21 protein-coding genes are annotated in these 19,883 nt (G+C 68.6%); 11 read left to right on the top strand and 10 right to left on the bottom strand.

What is annotated here, in order from left to right; genetic code table 11:
* Positions 1–13: 13 nt before the first annotated feature.
* From AC5P5W_RS04730 to AC5P5W_RS04715, 4 genes are all read left to right on the top strand, one after another.
* Positions 14–775 (top strand): 3-oxoacyl-ACP reductase, encoded by a 762-nt coding sequence (locus AC5P5W_RS04730; RefSeq protein ID WP_456044012.1) that lies wholly within the window; start codon positions 14–16, stop codon positions 773–775.
* Positions 776–779: 4 nt separating this feature from the next.
* The gene (locus AC5P5W_RS04725) at positions 780–1,175 is read left to right on the top strand and encodes a MerR family transcriptional regulator (protein ID WP_075077086.1); all 396 of its coding nucleotides are present in this window, start codon (positions 780–782) and stop codon (positions 1,173–1,175) included.
* Between the two features lie 55 nt (positions 1,176–1,230).
* Positions 1,231–1,812 (top strand): NAD(P)H-dependent oxidoreductase, encoded by a 582-nt coding sequence (locus AC5P5W_RS04720; RefSeq protein WP_049408776.1) that lies wholly within the window; start codon positions 1,231–1,233, stop codon positions 1,810–1,812.
* A gap of 147 nt (positions 1,813–1,959) precedes the next feature.
* The gene (locus AC5P5W_RS04715; protein WP_495220864.1) at positions 1,960–2,421 is read left to right on the top strand and encodes a DUF4304 domain-containing protein; all 462 of its coding nucleotides are present in this window, start codon (positions 1,960–1,962) and stop codon (positions 2,419–2,421) included.
* Positions 2,422–2,527: 106 nt separating this feature from the next.
* Here AC5P5W_RS04715 and AC5P5W_RS04710 read toward each other — a convergent pair whose 3' ends face one another.
* The 3 genes from AC5P5W_RS04710 to AC5P5W_RS04700 are packed head-to-tail and all read right to left on the bottom strand — an operon-like array spanning position 2,528 to position 4,889.
* On the bottom strand, positions 2,528–2,773 hold the full coding sequence (locus AC5P5W_RS04710; protein WP_032959473.1) for a DUF6587 family protein: 246 nt from the start codon (positions 2,771–2,773) through the stop codon (positions 2,528–2,530).
* Positions 2,773–4,638, bottom strand: coding sequence for a ferrous iron transporter B (gene feoB / locus AC5P5W_RS04705; RefSeq protein WP_142234664.1), 1,866 nt, complete (start codon positions 4,636–4,638; stop codon positions 2,773–2,775). The genes AC5P5W_RS04710 and feoB overlap by 1 nt, the downstream gene beginning before the upstream one ends.
* On the bottom strand, positions 4,635–4,889 hold the full coding sequence (locus tag AC5P5W_RS04700) for a FeoA family protein (protein ID WP_005416370.1): 255 nt from the start codon (positions 4,887–4,889) through the stop codon (positions 4,635–4,637). Before AC5P5W_RS04700 ends, feoB begins: the two co-directional genes overlap by 4 nt.
* Before the next feature lie 119 nt (positions 4,890–5,008).
* Here AC5P5W_RS04700 and AC5P5W_RS04695 point away from each other — a divergent pair, with 119 nt between their 5' ends.
* From AC5P5W_RS04695 to yeiP, 5 genes are all read left to right on the top strand, one after another.
* Positions 5,009–5,797 carry an enoyl-CoA hydratase/isomerase family protein gene (locus tag AC5P5W_RS04695; RefSeq protein WP_014037048.1) on the top strand — a complete coding sequence of 263 codons (789 nt, stop codon included), beginning with the start codon at positions 5,009–5,011 and terminating at the stop codon, positions 5,795–5,797.
* 2 nt (positions 5,798–5,799) lie between these two features.
* Positions 5,800–6,201, top strand: a complete 402-nt coding sequence (locus tag AC5P5W_RS04690) for a VOC family protein (protein ID WP_142234663.1) — start codon at positions 5,800–5,802, stop codon at positions 6,199–6,201.
* A complete protein-coding gene (locus AC5P5W_RS04685) occupies positions 6,198–7,094 on the top strand; it encodes a hydroxymethylglutaryl-CoA lyase (RefSeq protein ID WP_049440083.1) in 897 nt (298 codons plus the stop codon). The genes AC5P5W_RS04690 and AC5P5W_RS04685 overlap by 4 nt, the downstream gene beginning before the upstream one ends.
* A 101-nt stretch (positions 7,095–7,195) precedes the next feature.
* Complete coding sequence (locus AC5P5W_RS04680; RefSeq protein ID WP_014646983.1) at positions 7,196–7,966, top strand: SDR family oxidoreductase; 771 nt, start codon at positions 7,196–7,198, stop codon at positions 7,964–7,966.
* Between the two features lie 49 nt (positions 7,967–8,015).
* Complete coding sequence (gene yeiP / locus AC5P5W_RS04675) at positions 8,016–8,582, top strand: elongation factor P-like protein YeiP (RefSeq protein ID WP_005409468.1); 567 nt, start codon at positions 8,016–8,018, stop codon at positions 8,580–8,582.
* A gap of 119 nt (positions 8,583–8,701) precedes the next feature.
* On the opposite strand, the gene AC5P5W_RS04670 is transcribed toward yeiP, so the two are convergent.
* From AC5P5W_RS04670 to AC5P5W_RS04655, 4 genes are all read right to left on the bottom strand, one after another.
* Positions 8,702–9,403, bottom strand: coding sequence for a COG3650 family protein (locus tag AC5P5W_RS04670; RefSeq protein ID WP_142234662.1), 702 nt, complete (start codon positions 9,401–9,403; stop codon positions 8,702–8,704).
* An 83-nt stretch (positions 9,404–9,486) separates the two neighbouring features.
* The gene (locus tag AC5P5W_RS04665) at positions 9,487–9,879 is read right to left on the bottom strand and encodes a nuclear transport factor 2 family protein (protein WP_014646981.1); all 393 of its coding nucleotides are present in this window, start codon (positions 9,877–9,879) and stop codon (positions 9,487–9,489) included.
* On the bottom strand, positions 9,860–13,009 hold the full coding sequence (locus tag AC5P5W_RS04660; RefSeq protein ID WP_142234661.1) for a multidrug efflux RND transporter permease subunit: 3,150 nt from the start codon (positions 13,007–13,009) through the stop codon (positions 9,860–9,862). Before AC5P5W_RS04660 ends, AC5P5W_RS04665 begins: the two co-directional genes overlap by 20 nt.
* Before the next feature lie 36 nt (positions 13,010–13,045).
* Entirely contained in the window at positions 13,046–14,194 is a 1,149-nt protein-coding gene (locus tag AC5P5W_RS04655; RefSeq protein ID WP_134808822.1) for an efflux RND transporter periplasmic adaptor subunit, read from the bottom strand.
* A gap of 129 nt (positions 14,195–14,323) precedes the next feature.
* On the opposite strand from AC5P5W_RS04655, the gene AC5P5W_RS04650 reads away from it, so the two are divergent.
* Complete coding sequence (locus AC5P5W_RS04650) at positions 14,324–15,040, top strand: response regulator (protein WP_014646978.1); 717 nt, start codon at positions 14,324–14,326, stop codon at positions 15,038–15,040.
* Complete coding sequence (locus AC5P5W_RS04645; RefSeq protein ID WP_142234660.1) at positions 15,040–16,116, top strand: ATP-binding protein; 1,077 nt, start codon at positions 15,040–15,042, stop codon at positions 16,114–16,116. The genes AC5P5W_RS04650 and AC5P5W_RS04645 overlap by 1 nt, the downstream gene beginning before the upstream one ends.
* Here AC5P5W_RS04645 and AC5P5W_RS04640 read toward each other — a convergent pair.
* The 3 genes from AC5P5W_RS04640 to AC5P5W_RS04630 form a co-directional block, all read right to left on the bottom strand.
* Entirely contained in the window at positions 16,094–17,989 is a 1,896-nt protein-coding gene (locus AC5P5W_RS04640; protein WP_495220862.1) for a DUF7844 domain-containing protein, read from the bottom strand. The two genes, AC5P5W_RS04645 and AC5P5W_RS04640, sit on opposite strands and share 23 nt — an antisense overlap.
* A 10-nt stretch (positions 17,990–17,999) precedes the next feature.
* Positions 18,000–18,299, bottom strand: a complete 300-nt coding sequence (locus AC5P5W_RS04635; protein WP_014646975.1) for a DUF2388 domain-containing protein — start codon at positions 18,297–18,299, stop codon at positions 18,000–18,002.
* A gap of 62 nt (positions 18,300–18,361) precedes the next feature.
* Positions 18,362–19,750: an FAD-binding oxidoreductase gene (locus AC5P5W_RS04630; protein ID WP_142234658.1), complete on the bottom strand. Its 1,389-nt coding sequence runs from the start codon at positions 19,748–19,750 to the stop codon at positions 18,362–18,364.
* Between the last annotated feature and the right edge of the window lie 133 nt (positions 19,751–19,883).

Raw genomic sequence — 19,883 nt, 5'->3', positions numbered from 1 at the left:
TGGCAGCTCCCTCATGCAGATCAGCGAACAGCTGGTGCTGATCACCGGCGCCGGCCGCGGCCTTGGCCAGCACATCGCCCGCGCGTTCGCGGCGCAGGGTGCGCGCGTCATCGTCAACTACCACCGCAGCGAAGGCCTCGCACGGGCGCTGGCCGCCGAGCTGGGCGGACAGGCGATCGCGCTGCCGGCCGACGTCACCGACCGCAGCCAGGTCGATGCAATGCTGCAGCACGCCCTGGCCCACTTCGGCCAGGGCGTCACCACCGTGGTCAACAACGCGCTCGCCGCGTTCTCGTTCAATGGTGATGCCCGCGACGGCGCCGCCGATATCGGCTGGCCGGCGTTCCAGGCGCAGTTCGAGGGCAGCGTGCGCGGCGCGCTGAACACCGTGCAGGCCGCCCTGCCCGGCATGCAGGCCCGCCGCTTCGGCCGCATCATCAACATCGGCACCAACCTGTTCCAGAACCCGGTCGTGCCCTACCACGACTACACCGCCGCCAAGGCCGCGCTACTGTCCCTCACGCGCACGCTGGCCGGCGACCTCGGCCCGCATGGCATCACCGTGAACATGCTGTCCGGCGGCCTGCTGCGCACCACCGATGCCAGCGCTGCCACGCCGGAGGCAGTGTTCGACTACATCGCCGCCAACACGCCACTGCGCAGCGTTACCACGCCAGCAGAATTCGCCGATGCCGCGCTGTTCTTCGCCAGCCCCTGGTCGCGCGCGGTGACCGGGCAGAACCTGGTGGTCGATGGCGGGCTGGTGCGGGACTGAGCCAATGCGCATTTCCGAGGTCAGCCGCCTGACCGGCGCCAGCGCCAAGGCCATCCGCCTGTACGAGGCGCGCGGACTACTGCCGCCGGTGCCGCGGCTGAACCGCTATCGCGACTACAGCGAACAGGATGTGGCCTGGGTGCAGCTGATCCGCCAGGCGTTGGCGCTGGGCATCACCCTGGCCGCGATCTCCCGCCTGCAGGGCCGCGACGGACGGCTCGACTGGCCCGCGGTGCTGGCCCTGCTTGAGCAACAACGCAGCCGCATCGCCAGCGAGCGGGCACGGCTGGCGCAGGTCGAGCTCGACCTGCAGCAGGTCAGCGACGAACTGCGGCAGTGGCTGCACTCCGGTAGCGGTGACTGCATCCTGGAGCCCAGCTGCTGCGCCGCTGGTGGTTGACTCTGCCCCAAGGGCATAGCCCAACCTCGCGCACTTTCCATTGCCCGAGGTTGCCGTGTCCCGTTCCATCCTGATCCTGCTCGGCCATCCCGACCGCGACAGCCTGTGCGGTGCCCTCGCCCAGCGCTACGCCACCGCCGCCGAGAATGCTGGCCATCGGGTGCGCCTGATCGCACTGGGCGAACTCGAGTTCGATCCGGTGCTGCGCCATGGCTACCGCCAGATCCAGCCGCTGGAAGCCGACCTGCAGGACACTGCGGATGCGATCGAGGCCTGCGACCATCTGGTGCTGGTCTATCCCACCTGGTGGGGCGCGATGCCGGCGCTGCTGAAGGGCTTCTTCGATCGCGTGCTGCTGCCGGGGTACGCCTTCCGCTACCGGCGCGATTCAGTCTGGTGGGACCGGCTGCTGGCCGGTCGCAGCGCACGGGTGATCACCACGCTGGATACGCCGCCCTGGTATTACCGCTGGATCTACCGCGACCCGGGCATCACCCAGATCCGCGCCACTATTCTGGAATTCTGCGGCATCCGCCCGGTGCGGGTCAGCCGACTCGGTGCGGTGCGCAGCAGCTCGCCGGAGCAACGCAACCGGTGGCTGGCGTTGGCAGCGGAGCTGGGCTCACGGGCCAACTAGCTGGAAGAGCGTGCGAACCAAGGTTCGCACCCACCTGGAGCGTTCGCACCCACCTGGGGCGTTCGTTGCGGGTGTCGCGTTTGCCAATTGACCGTCAGGCACTGCGCCTCAAGGCTGTGGGCCCTTGTTACGGCCCAGGCAAAGCCCATGAAATCCTCGACCGTCTTCAGCAAGCGCGCCAGGAAGACCGGCTTTGCCGGTACGTCGACGACCCGCTACCGCTTGCTGGACGCCGCGCTGCTTGTCGTGAATCACCAGCGCGCCAGCGAAAGCCGGGGCTTCTATGTGAATGCTGGACTCTACTTTCCGGAACTGCTCACGTATCCCCTCGCGCCTGACGATCTTGAAACGGCTTTCCGGTACCGCTCCAGCATCCCCACGCCCCATGTCGACTGGCGGATCGAAGAAACGCCGGGCCTGCGCCGGACCTTCATCCAGCAGGATCTTGAAGATCTGCTGGAGGCCGGTAACCGCGACGCGTTGAAGGCCCTGCTGCTCGATGCCCTGGCCGACGTGGCAGGTTTCGCGGCAGCCCATGGGAACAGGGAATCGGTGCGGCGATTGAACCGGGACGGGAACTTCCGGGCGATCATCCGCAGAGAGGTCTGAATCCCGAGAGCGTGCGAACCAAGGTTCGCACCCACAGGGCGAAGGCCCGCACCACCGGCCGAAGGTTCGCACCCACCGGCCGGCCGCCGTCGAGCATGGCTCGACGCTACTTCTTGGTCGGCCCGCAGCTGTCGCAACCGCCACAGGCACCACCACCGCCCGTTGCCGGCGGCGCGATCTTCCGCCCCAGCGCCTGCAGCCAGGCGGCGCGGCCCGGCTTCAACAGGGCCAACGCCAACGCACCGCGCAGCGTGCGCACGGTGCCCGGGAACTGCTTCTTCAGCACCACCCAGGCACTGACCAGCACAGCCACCGCGATGATCAGGTACTGGATCAGCAGGCCGGTATCCATCAGCCGCCTCCCAGCGCCCTGGTCACCTGATAGGTGATCAGTGCGGCCACATAAGCCGCTGCGAACAGGTAGAACGCGGCAAAGCCCATCTGCTTCCACGAATTGGTCTCGCGCTTGATGGTGGCCAGCGTCGAGATGCACATCGGGGCGTAGATGTACCAGACCAGCAGCGACAGCGCGGTCGCCAGCGACCAGCCATCGCTGATCAGCGGGGTCAGCGCCTGGCTGGCGGCATCGTCATCGGCGGCCGACAGCGCATACACGGTGGCCAGCGACGACACCGCCACCTCGCGCGCGGCCAGGCCCGGGATCAGCGCGATGCAGATCTGCCAGTTGAAGCCCAGCGGCGCGAAGAACACCGCCATCGCATGGCCGATCTGGCCGGCGTAGCTGTAGTCGATGGCTGGCATCGTGGCGTCGGCCGGTGCCGCCGGGAACGACAGCAGCACCCACAGCAGGATGGTCAGCGCCAGGATGATGCCGCCGACGCGCTTGAGGAAGATCATGCCGCGCTCGTACAGCCCCACGGCCAGGTCGCGCACATGCGGCAGGCGGTACGACGGCAGCTCCAGCATCAGCGGGTGCTCGCTCTTGTCGCGACGCCACTTCTTCATGATCCACGACATCGCCAGCGCGCTGAGAATGCCCGCCGCATACAGGCCGAACAGCACCAGGCCCTGCTGGTTGAACACGCCCCACACCGTCTTCTGCGGAATGAACGCACCGATCAGCAGCGCGTACACCGGCAGGCGCGCCGAGCAGGTCATCAGCGGCGCCACCAGGATCGTGGCCAGGCGGTCACGCGGGTCCTGGATGCTGCGCGTGGACATGATGCCCGGCACCGCGCAGGCGAAGCTGGACAGCAGCGGGATGAACGAGCGACCGGACAGGCCGGCGGCCGCCATCATGCGGTCGAGCAGGAACGCCGCACGCGGCAGGTAGCCGGACTCCTCCAGCACCAGGATGAAGAAGAACAGGATCAGGATCTGCGGCAGGAACACCACCACGCCGCCGACGCCTGCGATGATGCCGTCGGTCAGCAGGCTGGCCAGCGGGCCTTCCGGCAGCACGCTGCCAACAAAGGTGCCGAGCCAGGCGAAGCCAGCCTCGATGCCGTCCATCAGCGGCGTCGCCCAGGCGTACACCGCCTGGAAGATCAGGAACATCACCATCGCCAGGCTGACCAGGCCGAACACCGGGTGCAGCAGCCAGCGGTCCAGCGCGTCGTCGATCTTCGCGGTCCGTGCCGGCATGCGCACGGCGACCGACAGGATCCCGCGCACCTTGGCGTGGTAATCGATGCCACCTTCCGGGCCCAGCACCGGCGCATCCAGGTGCGGCACCATGGCGTCCAGGCGCTCGACCAGGGCCTTGGCGCCCTGCTTGCGCACCGCCACGGTCTCCACCACCGGCACGCCCAGCTCGCGTTCCAGCGCGGCCACATCCACCTGGATGCCGCGGCGCTGGGCCGCGTCGACCATGTTCAGGGCCACCACCATCGGCTTGCCCAGTTCGCGCAGCTCCAGCGCGAAGCGCAGGTGCAGGCGCAGGTTGGTGGCGTCGATCACGCACAGCAGCACGTCCGGCGCGGCCTCGCCCGGGTAGAAGCCCCGGCACAGGTCACGAGTGATCGCCTCGTCCAGGCTGGCCGGATGCAGGCTGTAGGCGCCCGGCAGGTCAAGCACGGCGAATTCACGGCCGGACGGCGCGCGCAGGCGGCCCTCCTTGCGCTCGACGGTGACGCCGGTGTAGTTGGCGACCTTCTGCCGGCTGCCGGTCAGCTGGTTGAACAGCGCGGTCTTGCCGCTGTTGGGGTTACCGACCAGCGCGATGCGCAGGGGGGCGGTGGCGGCGATTGCGGTCATGCACGTCGTTCCTGGCTGGCGGCGTCGACCACGACCCGCTTGGCTTCACTGATCCGCAGCGCGAACCGGGTGAACCCGACCTGCACCAGCAGCGGCTCGCCGCCCACCGGGCCCTTGGCCACCAGGCGCACTTCCTCGCCGTTCACGAAACCCAGCTCGCGCAGGCGCCGGGCAATGGCATCGTTGGCATGCAGGTCCTGCACGGACTCGACCACGGCCGAGGTGTGCAGCGGCAGTTCGGACAGCGTCATCTAGCGTGTTCTCTGCTGGATGTAAATGGTTCTCGATTCTAACATTCCCGCGTCGCGTCATGGCCCATGACCAATGGCCCGCTATGATCCATACAGGTATGGAGTGACCCTGGAATCCCATGAACGATGCTTTGCAGATCGAGCGCCGTGGCGCCGTCCTCACCCTCTGGCTGAACCGGCCGGAGCTGCACAACGCCTTTGACGCCAGCCTGATCGCCCGGCTGACCGCCGCGCTGGAAGCCGCCGGCCGCGATGATTCGGTCCGGGCCGTGGTGGTCGCCGGCCACGGCGCCTCCTTCTCGGCCGGTGCCGACATGCAGTGGATGCGCGGCATGGCGGCGGCCAGCGAGGCCGACAACCGCGAGGACTCGCTGGCACTGGCACGGCTGATGCGCACCCTGGACGAGCTGCCCAAGCCGACCCTGGCCCGGGTCCACGGCGCGGCCTTCGGTGGCGGCGTCGGCCTGGTTGCCTGCTGCGACATTGCCATCGCCAGCACCTCGGCCCGCTTCGGCCTGACCGAAAGCCGCCTTGGCCTGCTGCCGGCGGTGATCTCGCCTTACGTGATCGAGGCCATCGGCCCGCGCCAGGCGCGGCGCTGGTTCGCCACCGGCGAGCACTTCGACGCCGATACCGCACTGCGCATCGGCCTGGTCCACCAGCTGGTCGAGCCCGAGCGCCTGGACGAAGCGCTGGAGCGCCAGCTGGCCCTGCTCGACAAGGCCGGCCCGATCGCCTCGTCCACCGCAAAGCAGCTGGTCCGGCAGGTCCGCGACAGCCATGACCGCGACGCGCTGGATCGGGATAATGCCGCCCTGATCGCGCGCCTGCGGGTGTCCGCCGAGGGCCAGGAAGGCCTGGGCGCCTTCCTCGACAAGCGCGCCCCCCATTGGGTCACGGAAGCCTGAACATGCTCGATCATCTTGGTTTGACCAGCGCCGACCTGGCGCGCAGCAGGACCTTCTTCCTGCAGGCGCTGGCGCCGCTGCAGATCGGCGTGGTGATGGAAGTGAGCGCCGAACAGACCGGCGACCACGACCACATCGGCTTCGGCAGCGACGGCAAGCCGTTCTTCTGGCTCGGCAATGGCGGCACCGCCAGCCACGGCGTGCACGTGGCCTTCGCCTGCGCCAGCCGCGCGCAGGTGGACGCCTTCCACGCCGCCGCCCTCGCCGCCGGTGGCCGCGACAACGGCGCGCCGGGCCTGCGCCCGTGGTACCACCCGGATTACTACGCCGCCTTCGTGCTCGATCCGGACGGCAACAACATCGAAGCGGTCTGCCATCGCCCCATCGGCGAGGTGGCTGCATGAGCGACTACGTCCGCATCGTCGAGGTCGGCCCGCGTGACGGCCTTCAGAACGAAAAGCAATCGGTGTCCACCGCCGACAAGATCGAACTGATCAACCGCTTGTCGGCCACCGGCCTGCGCAGCATCGAGGCGACCAGTTTCGTCAGCCCGAAGTGGATTCCGCAGCTGGCCGATGCCGCCGAGGTCTACGCCGGCATCCAGCGCCGGCCGGGCATCCACTACCCGGTACTGGTGCCGAACGAACAGGGCTACGACCGCGCCCGCGCGGTGGGCGTGGAGGAAGTGGCGGTGTTCACCGCTGCGTCCGAGGCCTTCAACCGCACCAACACCAATGCCGGCATCGACGAATCGCTGGCCCGGTTCGAGCCGATCCTGCGCCGCGCCGCCGCCGATGGCGTGCGCGTGCGCGGCTACGTCTCCACCGTGCTCGGCTGCCCCTACCAGGGCGAGGTGCCGCTGGCCGACGTGGTGCGGGTGGCGCGCGCGCTGCACCAGATGGGCTGTTACGAAATCTCGCTGGGCGACACCATCGGCGTCGGCACCCCACGCAAGGCACGGGCGATGCTGCAGGCGGTCGCTGCCGAGATCCCGATGGAAGCCTTGGCCGTGCACTTCCACGACACCTACGGCCAGGCCATCGCCAACATCGCCACCTGCCTGGAAGCAGGCGTGCGCGTGGTCGACAGTGCAGTCTCGGGCGCCGGTGGCTGCCCGTACGCGAAGGGGGCCAGCGGCAACGTCGCCAGCGAGGACGTGGTCTACCTGCTGCAGGGCCTGGGCCTGGACAGTGGCGTGGACCTGCCGGCACTGGCCGAGACCGGCCGCTGGCTGGCCGGCCTGCTCGGCCGCGCCACCGCCAGCCGCACCGGCCAGGCGCTCGCAGCGACCGGCTGAGCAACCCGCTGCGCCGCTCCCGCTCGGGCGGCGCAGCGCACAACGGCGACGGTCGCCGCTTCCGTTAGAATCGGCGGTTCTCGAACCTGCAGGACCGTTCAATGCAGCTGTCTTCCGTACGTGCCGTGATCACTGGCGGCGTCTCCGGCCTCGGCCTGGCCGTGGCCCAGCACCTCGTCGCCCAGGGCGGCAAGGTGGCTCTGTTCGACCTCAACGACGACAAGGGTGCAGCTGCCGTTGCCGGGCTGGGTGCCGACAAGGCCCGCTATTTCAATGTCAATGTCAGCGATGAGGCGGCCGTGGCTGCAGCCATCGACCAGGCCCACGATTTCCTCGGCGGCCTGAACGTGGCGATGAACTGCGCCGGCATCCTCGGCGCCGGTCGCGTGCTCGGCAAGGAAGGCCCGATGCCGCTGGCCGGCTTCCAGGGCACGGTGATGGTCAACCTGGTCGGCAGCTTCAACGTCGCCAAGGCCGCGGCCAACCGCATGCAGCACAACGACGCCGGCGAAGACGGCGAGCGCGGCGTGATCATCAACACCGCCAGCATCGCTGCCTATGAAGGACAGATCGGCCAGGCCGCGTATGCCGCCAGCAAGGGCGGCGTGGTGTCGATGACGCTGCCGATGGCGCGCGAACTGTCGCGCTTCGGCATCCGCGTCAATACGATTGCTCCTGGCGTGTTCTGGACGCCGATGGTCGATGGCATGCCCGAAGCCGTGCAGCAGTCGCTGGCCGCCTCGATCCCGTTCCCGTCGCGCCTGGGCAAGCCGGAAGACTTCGCCAGCCTGGTCGGCTTCATCCTCGGCAACACCTACCTCAACGGCGAGACCATCCGCCTGGACGGCGCTACCCGCCTCGCTCCGAAGTGATTCCCCCCGGGCGCCGGGACGGCGCCCTCCCCCAACGACCTAGATCACCATGAAAGCCAACGACATCAAGAAGGGCAACGTCGTCGAGTACAACAACGGCGTGTACCAGATCCGCGACATCGAGCGCAGCTCGCCGCAGGGTCGCGGCGGCAACGTCCGCTTCCGCTTCATCATGTACAGCGTGCCGGGCGGCAACAAGCTCGACGCCAGCTTCGATGCCGACGACAACCTGGTCGAGGTCGAACTGCTGCGCCGCCAGTCCACCTATTCGTACAAGGACGGCGATGCCTTCGTGTTCCTCGATGACGAGGACTACACCCCCTACACCCTGGACGCGGACGTGATCGGCGATGACGCTGGCTACATCACCGACGGCCTGACCGGCATCTACGTGCAGGTGATCGACGAGCAGCCGGTGGCGATCCAGCTGCCGGCCTCGGTGGTGCTGGAAGTGATCGAGACCCCGCCGGAACTGAAGGGCGGCACTGCCACCAAGCGCCCGAAGCCGGCCAAGCTCAACACCGGCATCGAGATCATGGTGCCGGAATACATCGTCAACGGCGAACGCGTGCTGGTGAACACCGCCACCGGCGAATTCGCCGGCCGTGCCGACTAAGCGCCTTGCGCTGATCGGCTGCCTGTCCCTGCTTGCGGCGTGCTCGCCGCAGGCAGCGGGCAGCGCATCGGATGTAGCGATCGTGTAGAGCCGAGCGTGGACTCGGCTCTACAGAAGGCTTACGGCTGCTTCGCGCCGAAGTTGCCGCAGCCGTGGTACTGGCGGGTGCCGATGGTCAGGTTCACCTTGGCATCGAACGCCTCGCCGCTCATGTCGTCCTGGCAGGTGGTGCGCTGGAAGCTGAGCTTGACGTCGGTACCGTCGGACGCCTTGCCACTCCAACCGTCAGCACCTTCGGTGGGCGTGGCGACGTCGAAGCGACGCTCGCCATAGTCAACTTCCACCCTCAGGCCCGGCGCGTCGCCATCGACGACCGCCAACCAGCCCGGCTCGTTGCCCGTGGCGCGGAACGCGGCCGTGCCCGCGCTGCCATCGCCTTCGGTCGCTTCGACCGCATGGCACTCGCGGTCCGCCTCGCCCTTCAGGCTCAACAGGCCGTCATCGCTGCCCTTGGTCCAGAAGCTGTTGCCCTGGCCATCACCGTACCTGGCACCCGACGCCGCACGCTCGGAGGTCATGGCGAAGGTACGTTCGCCGATCACCACCGTGGCCGCATCCTCGCCATTGAAGGCCGCGCGCACGCTCAGATCACCACACTGGTACGTGGTCTCGCTGCCGGTACCGGCGCTGGTGCTGGCAGCCGGTTCGGGCGCCGCCGGCGGCGCGGCATCGGTGCCGCCCGCAGCGGGTGCCTGGGCCGGCTGGCACGCGGCCAGCACCAACCCGAGCGAGGCTGCCAACAGACTGGGAACTACACGCATGGCTCGACTCCTTGTCGACACTACAGAGACCTTCGACCCTACCACCTGCCGGTGAGCGCGGCCTGAAAGCGGCCTGACCGTACTCACGCGGCCAGTACCGCCATCGACAACAGCTGCGCACCGCTGCCGCCGGAACTGCAGGCCCAGACCCGCAGCAGGCGCAGCTTCACTTCACGCTCCCGGCCCTGCCGCCACACGGACAACCGCACGTCGCTGGACAGCAACGCCAGGCGGCCACACAGCAGCGTCTCCACCGCGTGCAGCTGCAGGCTTCGCACCTGCACGCTGCCGGCCAGCCAATCGCCCAGCCATGGCAGATCGAGCATGCGGCCGCCGTGGCCTTCCATCATGAACAAGGCCGGCGATACCAGCGCGTTCAACGCATCGTGGTCATTTTCCAGCAGCGCCGCGCACAGGCGCTGCTCCAGCGCCATCAACTGCTGCTCATGCAGATCTTCAACGATGTTCCGTTCCATCCACGGTTCCTCCCGGCATCGGCCGGCGCCTGCGCAGGCGCTGCGCGATCCACTGCCGCGCGCCCTGCACCACTACATAGAAGACCGGCACGAAGAACACGGCCAGCACGGTCGCACTGACCATCCCGCCGAACACACCGGTTCCAATCGCCTGCTGGGTTTCCTTCGACGCGCCCTGCGCCAGCATCAGCGGCACCACGCCCAGCGCGAATGCCAGCGAGGTCATCACGATCGGGCGCAGGCGCAGCCTGGCCGCCTCCAATGCCGCCTCGACCAGGCCGCGCCCCTGCTGCTGCAGCTGCCGCGCGAACTCGACAATGAGGATCGCGTTCTTCGCCGACAGCCCGATCACGGTGATCATGCCGACCTTGAAGAACACATCGTTGGGCATGCCACGCAACAGCACCGCGGCGACCGCACCGAGCAGGCCAAGTGGCACCACCAGCATCACCGCCAGCGGAATCGACCAGCTCTCGTACAGCGCCGCCAGCACCAGGAACACCACCAGCATCGACAACAACAGCAGCCACGGCGCCTGCGCCCCCGACTCACGCTCCTGCAGCGACTGGCTGGTCCACTGCAGGGCAAAACCGGACGGCAGCTTCCCGGCCAACCGCTCCATCTCCGCCATGGCCTGGCCGGTCGACACGCCGGAGGCCGGTGCGCCGGACAGATTCAACGCCGGGAAGCCGAGGTAGCGCTGCAGCTGCAGCGGCGCCTCGGTCCAGTGCGGGGTCACCAGTTCCGACAACGCCACCATGCCGCCCTCGCTGTTGCGCACGTACAGTTTCAGCACGTCCTCCAGTTCCATGCGATGCGGCGCGTCGGCCTGCAGGATCACCTGCTGCAACCGGCCCTTGTTGGGGAAATCATTGACGTACTGCGAGCCCATCGCCGCTGACAGCGTGCTGCTGATGTGCTCGAAGCCCACGCCCATCGCCTCGGCCTTGGCGCGATCAATGTCCAGCCGCACGCTGGTACCTGCCGGCAGGCCATCGGCATGCACCTCCGACAGCAGCGGACTGGCCTCGGCCAGCTTCAGCAGCTGCTGCAGGGCCGCGCGCAGCTCGGCCTGGCTCTGCCCGGTACGCGCCTGCAGGGCCAGCGAGAACCCGGACGAACGGCCCAGGCTGTCGATCGCCGGCGGCATCACGCTCATCACCTCACCCTCGGCAACCGTGGCCATCGCCTGCTGCGCGGCCTCCACCTCGCCGGCCGCGGTGGCGCCAGCACGCTCACCCCAGTCCTTCAGCATGGTGTAGGTCAGCGCCGCGCTCGGGCCGGAACCGGAGAAGCTGTAACCGAGGATCGACTGGTTGGAGCCGATGCCCGGGCGCGAGGCCACGTGCCGTTCGTAGGCTTCGACCACCGCCAGCGTGCGTTCGGCGGTGGCTTCGGCCGGCAGCTGGATCGAGGTCATGAAATAGCCCTGGTCCTCTTCCGGCAGGAACGCGCCCGGCAGCCAGTGCAGGCCCAGCAGCTGCGCCGCCACCAGCGCGGCGAACACGCCCATCACCCGGCCGCTTCGCTGCAGCACGGAGGCCACGCCACGCTGGTAGCGCCCGGTCAACGCCTCGAAGCCACGATTGAAGGCGCCGAACAGCCCGCCACGACCATGATGGCCGTGGGTGTTCGGGCGCAGCAGGGTCGCGCACAGCGCCGGTGTCAGGCTCAGTGCCAGCAGCGCCGAGAACAGGATGGACACCGCCATCGCCACGGTGAACTGGCGGTAGATCGCGCCCACCGAGCCGCTGGCCAAGGCCATCGGAATGAACACCGCGGTCAGCACCAGGGTGATGCCGATCACCGCGCCGGTCAGCTCGCGCATCGCCTTGATGGTCGCCTCGCGCGGCGGCAGGCCCTCCTCGGCCATGATCCGCTCCACGCCCTCGACCACCACGATCGCGTCGTCGACGATGATGCCGATCGCCAGCACCATGCCGAACATGGTCAGCACGTTGATCGAGAAGCCCAGCGCCAGCATCACCGCGAAGGTACCGAGCAGCGCGATCGGTGCGACCAGCGCAGGAATCAGCGTGTAGCGCCAGTTCTGCAGGAACAGGTACATCACCGCGAACACCAGCAGCATCGCCTCCAGCAGCGTCTGCACCACCTTCTGGATCGAGATCTTGACGAACGGCGCGGTGTCGAACGGGATGCTCGCCTCCACGCCGCGCGGCAACAGCGGCGCCAGTTCCGCCATGCGCTCACGGACCGCCGACGCCGTGCGCACCGCATTCGCGCCCGGCCGCAGCTGCACCCCGGCGGCGGTGGCCGGATGGCCATCCTCGCGGGTGCCCCAGGCATAGCTCTGCGCGCCCAGTTCGACGCGGGCGACATCACCCAGCACCACCCGTGAACCGTCGGCCCCGGCGCGCAGTACGATCGCCGCGAACTGTTCCGGCGTGGACAACTGGCCGTCGGCGCTGAGCGGCACGGTGATGCGCTGGCCTGGAACACCCGGCGAATCACCGATGCGCCCCGGCGAGATCTCCAGGTTCTGCTGCTCGATGGCAGTGGCCACATCGCCCATGGTCAGGCCGTAGCCGGTCAACCGGGTCGGGTCCAGCCACACGCGCATCGCCTGCTCGGCACCGAACAACTGCACGCGACCGACGCCATCGATGCGGCGCAGCTCTTCGATGATGTTGCGCGCCATGAAATCGCCCAGCGCGGCCTCGCTGACGCTGGCATCCGGCGAACGCAGGCCGACCAGCATCAGGAAGCCGGAATCGGCGGCCTCCACGAACAGGCCGTTCTGCCGCACGCTGCGCGGAAGGCGCGGCTCGATCGCCTTGATCCGGTTCTGCACGTCCACCTGCGCCAGTTCCGGATTGGTGCCGGGCTTGAAGGTGGCGGTGATCGAGGCTTCGCCGGAGGTGTCCACCGACGATTCGAAGTAAAGCAGATGCTTGACGCTGGACAGCTCGCGCTCGATCAGGCCGACCACCGCATCGTTCAACGTCTGCGGGCTCGCACCCGGGTAGCTGGCATAGATGCTGACGCTGGGCGGCGCGACCGCCGGATAGCGCTCCACGGCCAGGCGCGGAATCGCCAGCGCGCCGGCCAGGATGATGAAGATCGCCAGCACCCAGGCGAACACCGGGCGATCGATGAAGAAACGTGCCATGTTGGATTTTCCTGGAGGGGCTGTCCCGGGAAAGGCTCAGCCCTTGCTGCCGGCCTGCACCGCACCGGCGCTGGCGACCGGCTTCTGCCAGTCGCGCGCATCGACCACCACGCCTTCCTGCAGGCGCTCCTGGCCCTCGACCACCACTTTCTCGCCGGCCTTCAGGCCCGCGCGCACCAGCCACTGGCGATCGACGCTGCCGTCCACCTCCAGCGTGCGGATCACCGCCCTGCCGTCGGCGCCTATCACCCAGGCATAGGCCTGGCCACCGGCGCTGCGCAGCACGGCCTGCTGTGGCACGGTCAACGCGCTGGCCGGGGCACCCCGCGGCACCCTCGCGCGCACATACATGCCGGGCAGCAGCTGCCGCCGCGGGTTGTCCACCAGGATGCGCAGGATCACATCACCCGTCCGTGCATCGACATTGATACCGGAGAACAGCAGCTGGCCACGCTCGGGCAGCGGCTTGCCGGCGGCACCGATGATGGTCACCGGCAGCTTGTCGCCGCCGGCCGCACTGCGCTGCAGCGACTCCAGCTGCGCCGCCGGCTGGCGCACATCCACGTAGACCTGGTCGATCTGCTGTACCACGGCCATCGGCTCGGCATCGGCCACGCCGACCAGCGCACCTTCGGTCACCAATGCCTGATCGATACGACCGGCAATCGGTGCGCTGACCGTGGCATAGCGCAGGTCGAGCTGGCGACGGGACAGGATCGCGCGCGCTTCATTCACTGCCGCGCGTGCCTGCTCGTACTCGGCGCTGGCGTCGTCCCGATGCTGCTGGCTGACCGCCTGCGCGGCAGCCAGGGCGTGCAGGCGCTGCGACTGCACGCGACTGCGGCCCAACGCCGCCTCACTGCGCTGCAGTGCGGCCAGCGCCGAATCGACGTCGGCCCGGAACGCTGCCGGGTCAATCTGGAACAAGGCCTGGCCTGCCCTGACTTCCGCCCCCTGGTCGAACAGGCGCCGCTGCACGATGCCGCCCACCTGTGCGCGGATCTGCGCGGTGCGCACCGCCGCGACGCGGCCTGGCAGTTCGTCGTCACGTTGCACCACCTGCGGGCCGACGCTGATCACGCTGACGCGCGGCGCCGCCTCGGGGGTGGCTTCGGGAGTGGAGCAGGCCGTCATGGCCAAGGCGAGGGCCGCGATCAACGCGACCGGAGTCCTGAAGGTTCTCATTGCTGTGCACAATGCCGCGCAGGCGGCGGATAGGTTCTGAAGCGCGCAGTCTGCGTGGCGATGATGGGGTTTCGATGGAGGAACTGTGGAGATACGATGGAGGCAAGCACCTTACGGCCCCGCCCCTGCATGCATGCCTCCCCTGCCCTCGCCGCCCTCGTCCTGATCGTCGAGGATGAGGCCGAGATCGCTGACATTCTCTGCGCCTACCTGGAACGCGAAGGACTGCGCACGCTGCGCGCCGCCGATGGCCACAGCGCACTGGACCTGCACCGCAGCGCCCGGCCCGACCTGGTCCTGCTCGATGTGCAGCTGCCGCGCCTGGACGGCTGGAGCGTGCTGACCCAGCTGCGCCAGCGCGGCGAGACGCCGGTGATCATGCTGACCGCACTGGACCAGGACCTGGACAAGCTGACCGCGCTGCGGATGGGCGCTGATGACTACGTGGTCAAGCCCTTCAACCCGGCCGAAGTCGCCGCGCGCGTGCGCGCCGTACTGCGGCGCACGCTGCGCGCCGCGCGCGTGGACGCACCCACCGCGTTGCGCGTCGGCCCGCTGCTGATCGACTCGGCCACCCACGCGGTGCACGTGGAGGGCGAAGGCTACAGCCACGAAGTGCTGCTCACCCTCACCGAGTTCAAGCTGCTGCACTGCATGGCGCTGGCGCCGACGCGCATCTTCAGCCGCAGCGAGCTGATGCACGAATGCCTGCCGGAAAGCGAAGCACTGGAGCGCACCGTCGACAGCCATGTCAGCAAGCTGCGCCGCAAGCTGGATGAAGTGGGCATGGTCAACGTCCCAGCCAGCGTGCGTGGCGTCGGCTACCGGCTGATGGCCGATCGCTGATGCCCTCCCTGCGCCGCTCCGGGCTGAGCCGCCACATCATCGTTTCGATGTCGCTGATGGTGATCGGCGTCATCGTGATGATGATCCTGTCATCGTGGCTGCTGTACGCGGTGCTGGTCGAGTTCTTCCCCGGCAGTGCCGAGGAGCCGGAAAGCTGGCTGCCGACCGGCCCGGAACTGGCATGGATGGTGGGCGTGATCCTGACCGGGCTGGCGCTGGCCATCGCCGCCTCGTTCCGCCTCGCCCACCGCATCCTGTCGCCGCTGAATTCGCTGGTGGACAGCGTGCGTGCGCTCGCGGGCGGCGACCTGGGTGCACGCGCCAGCGTCGAGGAAAATTCGCCGGGCGAAGTGGCGACCCTGGTCGAGGACTTCAATGCGATGGCGCGCCGCCTGCAGCACATGGAGAGCGAGCGCGCGATGTGGCACGCGGCCATCGCCCATGAGCTGCGCACGCCGGTGACGATCCTGCGTGGCCGCCTGCAGGGGCTGGCAGAGGGTGTGTTCCAGCCAGACGAGTCGCAGTTCCGCAGCCTGCTGGCCCAGGTCGAAGGGCTGTCACGGCTGATCGAGGACCTGCGCGTGCTGAGCCTGTCCGACAACGCGCGGCTGGACGTGCGTCGCGCGCGCACCGGCGTGGTGGCCGAGGTGCATTCGGTGATGACCCTGGTCGATCCACAGTTCCGCGCCGCCGGCTTCGTGCTGGAGCTGGAAACCAGCCGCGAGGAACACAACGCGCACTGCGACCCGACCCGCCTGCGCCAGGCATTGCTGGCGCTGCTGGAGAACGCGCGGCGCTATGCCAGCCCGGGCAAGGTGCGGATTGCAGTGCATGACACGCCCGGCCACGTGCAGGTGGCGATCGAAGACGAGGGTCCGGGCATCGACCCGGAACTGCACGCGGATATCTTCACCCCGTTCATGCGTGGCGACGGTTCGCGTTCGCGACAGGGCGGCGGCAGCGGGCTCGGCCTGGCGGTGGTCAAGGCCATCGCCGACGCGCACGGTGGCCGCGTCTACTGCATCCCGGGCAGCGCCGGCGGCAGCCGCTTCGTCATCGAACTGCCGCGCCAGTAGCCGGGCGGGCTGCCTGCGTACGCAGGTGTGCACCGAGTGCGGCCAGATTGGCGTCGATCGCATCCATTTCCTCGCGTTGGCGGATCGGCAGCTGCTGGCGCAGCTGGACGCGCAATGCCTGCCACGCCGGGACCGCCTGCGCACTGGCAGTGGCCACGGCCGCGGACAGCAGCGCCTGCTCGTCGCCCAGCGGCAATCCATAGCCGTCATCCTGCAGCAGCGTCCCCGGGCGCAGCCACTGCCCGCTCTGCTCCAGCAACCCGCGCAGGCTGCGCGTTTCAGCGCTGTCCGGTGCGGCCAGCAGCTGCCGCTTGAGCACATCGCGTGCGCGCAGCTCGGCGCGACGCTGCGCGGCCTGTTCCAGCAGCAACAGGCCGGCACTGGCACGCACGTCACCCTGCAGCAGCCACGGTGCGCGTTGCTGTGCAGACAGCTTCAACCAGCCGCGCACATCACGAGCGGGCAAGGCCAGCTGGGCCGCGGCCACTGCGAACAACTGCTGGTAGTGGTCGCGCGCCGAGGCGAAGTAGTAGCCCTGCGCCTGCGCTGCAGTGCGGTCCGCCAGTACCCTCTCGTCGAGCACATCCAGCCGCACCAGTCGCCGCTTCAGGCCGCGCGGGCTCAGTTGGGCCAGGCCCGCCTCGCCAAGGCGCGGCACCCCGGCCTGCAGCAGCTTGGCGGTTTCCACCGCGCAGTTGTTGCTGACGAAGTAATAGCGCCCGTCATAGCTCCAGTGCACCTGCGCGGTGCGCTCGAGCAGGCTGGCGATTTCGCTGCGGCCCAGCTGCAGCGGCAGCGACTGCAGCCCGCGCAGCTCGACCTTGGTGTACTCGTCCACCACCTGCTGCAGGGGCAGCACGAACAGCCGCGACGGATAGCCGCCGGTCAGGCCACGCCAGTTGGATATCTGCACGTCGCCCACGAACGCGCGGAACGACAGCACGCGGTGGTACTCCAGGTCCAGGCGGCAGTCCGGCCCAGGTACGCGGCCCGGCTTGCAGACCACCAGCCGCAGCATGCTGTGGCCCCAGCGACTCATCGGCTGCGCACTGCCTTCGGCGAACAGGTAGTCCACCGCGTAGACGCGCGCCGGGTCGAGCTGCAGCAGCGATGCAGCGCCCTCCTCCGATTCGGCCTGCAGCAGGGGCAGCGTCGTGGCGCACCGCGGCCGTGGCAGCGACGGTGGTGTTCCGAAATGCGCCTGGTACCATTGCGCCAACGCGGGCCGCCGGCAGGCGAACTCGCCGTCGAGCACGAAATGCTCGGCATTCACGGCCAGGTACTCGGCCGGGTTCGCCAGTTCATAGACATCCGGGCTGCGATCACGGAAATCGTTATCGCCCCGGCCGAGGTGCCAGGGCCTGCGCTGCCAGCCCGCAAGGTCACGCCATCGCACGCTCTGCGACCAGTTCGCACCGCCACGGTCGGCGACGTGGGTCAGTTCATGCACCAGCGCACTGCGGCGCGCACGGCGGTTGCCGGGCATGCCGTCATCCAGCAGGGTGCGGCGCAACGTAATGCGGCCGGCGAAAGCGCGCCCGTGCACCTCGGCGGGAAGGTCATCACTCCAGCGCACCTGCACCTGAGCCGGCAAAGCGCGCAGCAGGCCTTCCGGCAGCAGGGACTGCACGTCGGCCAGGGTCTGGCTGGCGAGCTGCTGCTGCGTCGGATCGAGACCGGAGGGATCGAGCTGCAGCCGATCAGCCGCGTGGACGGAAGGGATGAGCAGCCATGCCAATGCGGCGATCCACCCGCACCGCCCGCTGTGCTTCCGTAGAGCCGAGCCTTGCTCGGCTGCTGTTGCGATCCGGGTGCGCCGGGCATCCAGCCGGGCATGGCTCGGCTCTGCAGAAAGCGATGGCGCCGAGGTCATGCAGCCCGCATCAACGCGCCAGCAGCGCGCGGGCCAGTTCCAGGTCGCTCTGCTGCTGTGCGGCAGCGCTCTGCTCGCGCAGGTGGACCAGCGCGGCCTGCAGGCGGGCGCCACGGATCTGGCCGTCGCTGGCGACGAACGCAGCGGCATCGTCGCGCGCGGCTCGCACCACCTTGTCGTCGCCCGAGCTGCTGCCCGAGGAACCGGAGGAGGCACCGGTCGCCGAACCGGCCGAGGTGCCAGCGAAGCTGGAAGCGAAGCCGGCCAGCGGCAGGGACAGCAGGGCGAGCAGCAGAAGCGGACGGGTCATCGGTTCGAAGCCGGTTGTGAAGGTGCGTGGAGCGTAACGGGTACGTGAAGGATTTGCCCGGCTCAGGCGTCGAACAGCTTGCCGGGATTCAGCCGCGCTTGGGGATCGAACGCGCGTTTGACCGCCTTCATGAGCGCGATCTCGGCGGGGCCGCGGGTGCTGTCCAGGTAGCCCTTCTTGACCAGTCCGATGCCGTGCTCGGCCGAGATGCTGCCATCGAAGCGGGCCAGCACCTGCGCCAGCAGCTTGGTCACGTGCTCGCACTGCGCCACGAAGTCGGCGTCGCTGGTGTCGTCCGGCTTGAGCACGTTGATGTGCAGGTTGCCATCGCCGATATGGCCGAACCAGACCACGTCGAAGTGCGGGTAGGCCTGCCCGATCAGTGCCTGGGTCTCGGCCAGGAACGCCGGCATCGCCGAGATCCGCACCGAGACGTCATTCTTGTAGGGCTTGTAGCGCGCCAGCGACTCGGTGATGCCTTCGCGCAGGCGCCACAGCTGGGCGGCCTGGGCATCGCTGGCACTGATCACACCGTCGCTGACCCAGCCGTTGCCCATGCAGTCCTCGAAGGCCGCCATCGCCGCGGCTTCCTGTGCCTCGTCGTTGGCCGCGAACTCGGTGACGACGTAGTACGGATGCACCTCGTCGAACGGTGCCTGCGCGCCATGCGCCAGCACGTGCTCCAGCGCCCGGTCGGTGAAGAATTCGAAGGCCTGCAGCTGCAGGCGCGCGCGGAACGCGGCGAACACCTGCATCAGCACCTCGAAGCTGGGCACGGCCAGCAGCATCACGTTGCTGGCTGGCGGCGGATCGGTGAGTTTCACTGTCGCCTCGACGATCACGCCCAACGTGCCTTCCGAACCGATCAGCAGCTGGCGGAAGTCATAGCCGCTGGAGTTCTTGATCAGGCCCTTGTTGAGTTCCAGCAGTTCGCCGCTGCCGGTAACCACCTTCAGCCCGGCGATCCACTCGCGGGTATTGCCATAGCGGATCACGCGGATGCCGCCGGCATTGGTGGCGATGTTGCCGCCGATCGTGCACGACCCGCGCGCAGCGAAGTCCACCGGGTAGATCAGGCCGTGGTCCAGCGCGGCGTTGTGCACGGCCTCCAGCGGCATGCCGGCCTGCACCACCAGGGTGCGATCGACCGCGTCGTAGGCCAGTGCCTTGTTCATCCGTTCCAGGCTGAGCACCAGCTCGCCGTTGGCGGCCACCGCGCCACCGGAAAGGCCGGTACGTCCGCCGGACGGCACCACGGCCACGCCCTCGCCCGCACTCCAGCGCATCACCGCCTGTACTTCCTCGACCGTGGCCGGCAGTGCGATCGCCAGCGGCGCTGGCGTCCAGCGCCGGGTCCAGTCGCGCCCGTAATGCTCCAGGTCGGCCGGATCGGTCTTCAGCTTCAGGCCGGGACAGGCCTGCTGCAGCGAGGCAATGCGGGAATCGGTCATGACGGTCCAACGCGGTGCGTGAAGACGGGCAAGCGTGCCAGCGGTACGCGCCAGCGTCCAGCCCCGCAGCGATACAGATAGCTACGGATGCAACCAATTGCGCACTGCACCATGGGCGCTTCGATCTGGCATA

The organism is Stenotrophomonas sp. YJH_SMC_123, assembly GCF_059368215.1.
Note: the sequence above shows the minus strand (reverse complement) of the source record. Positions and strands in the feature narration are given on the sequence as shown.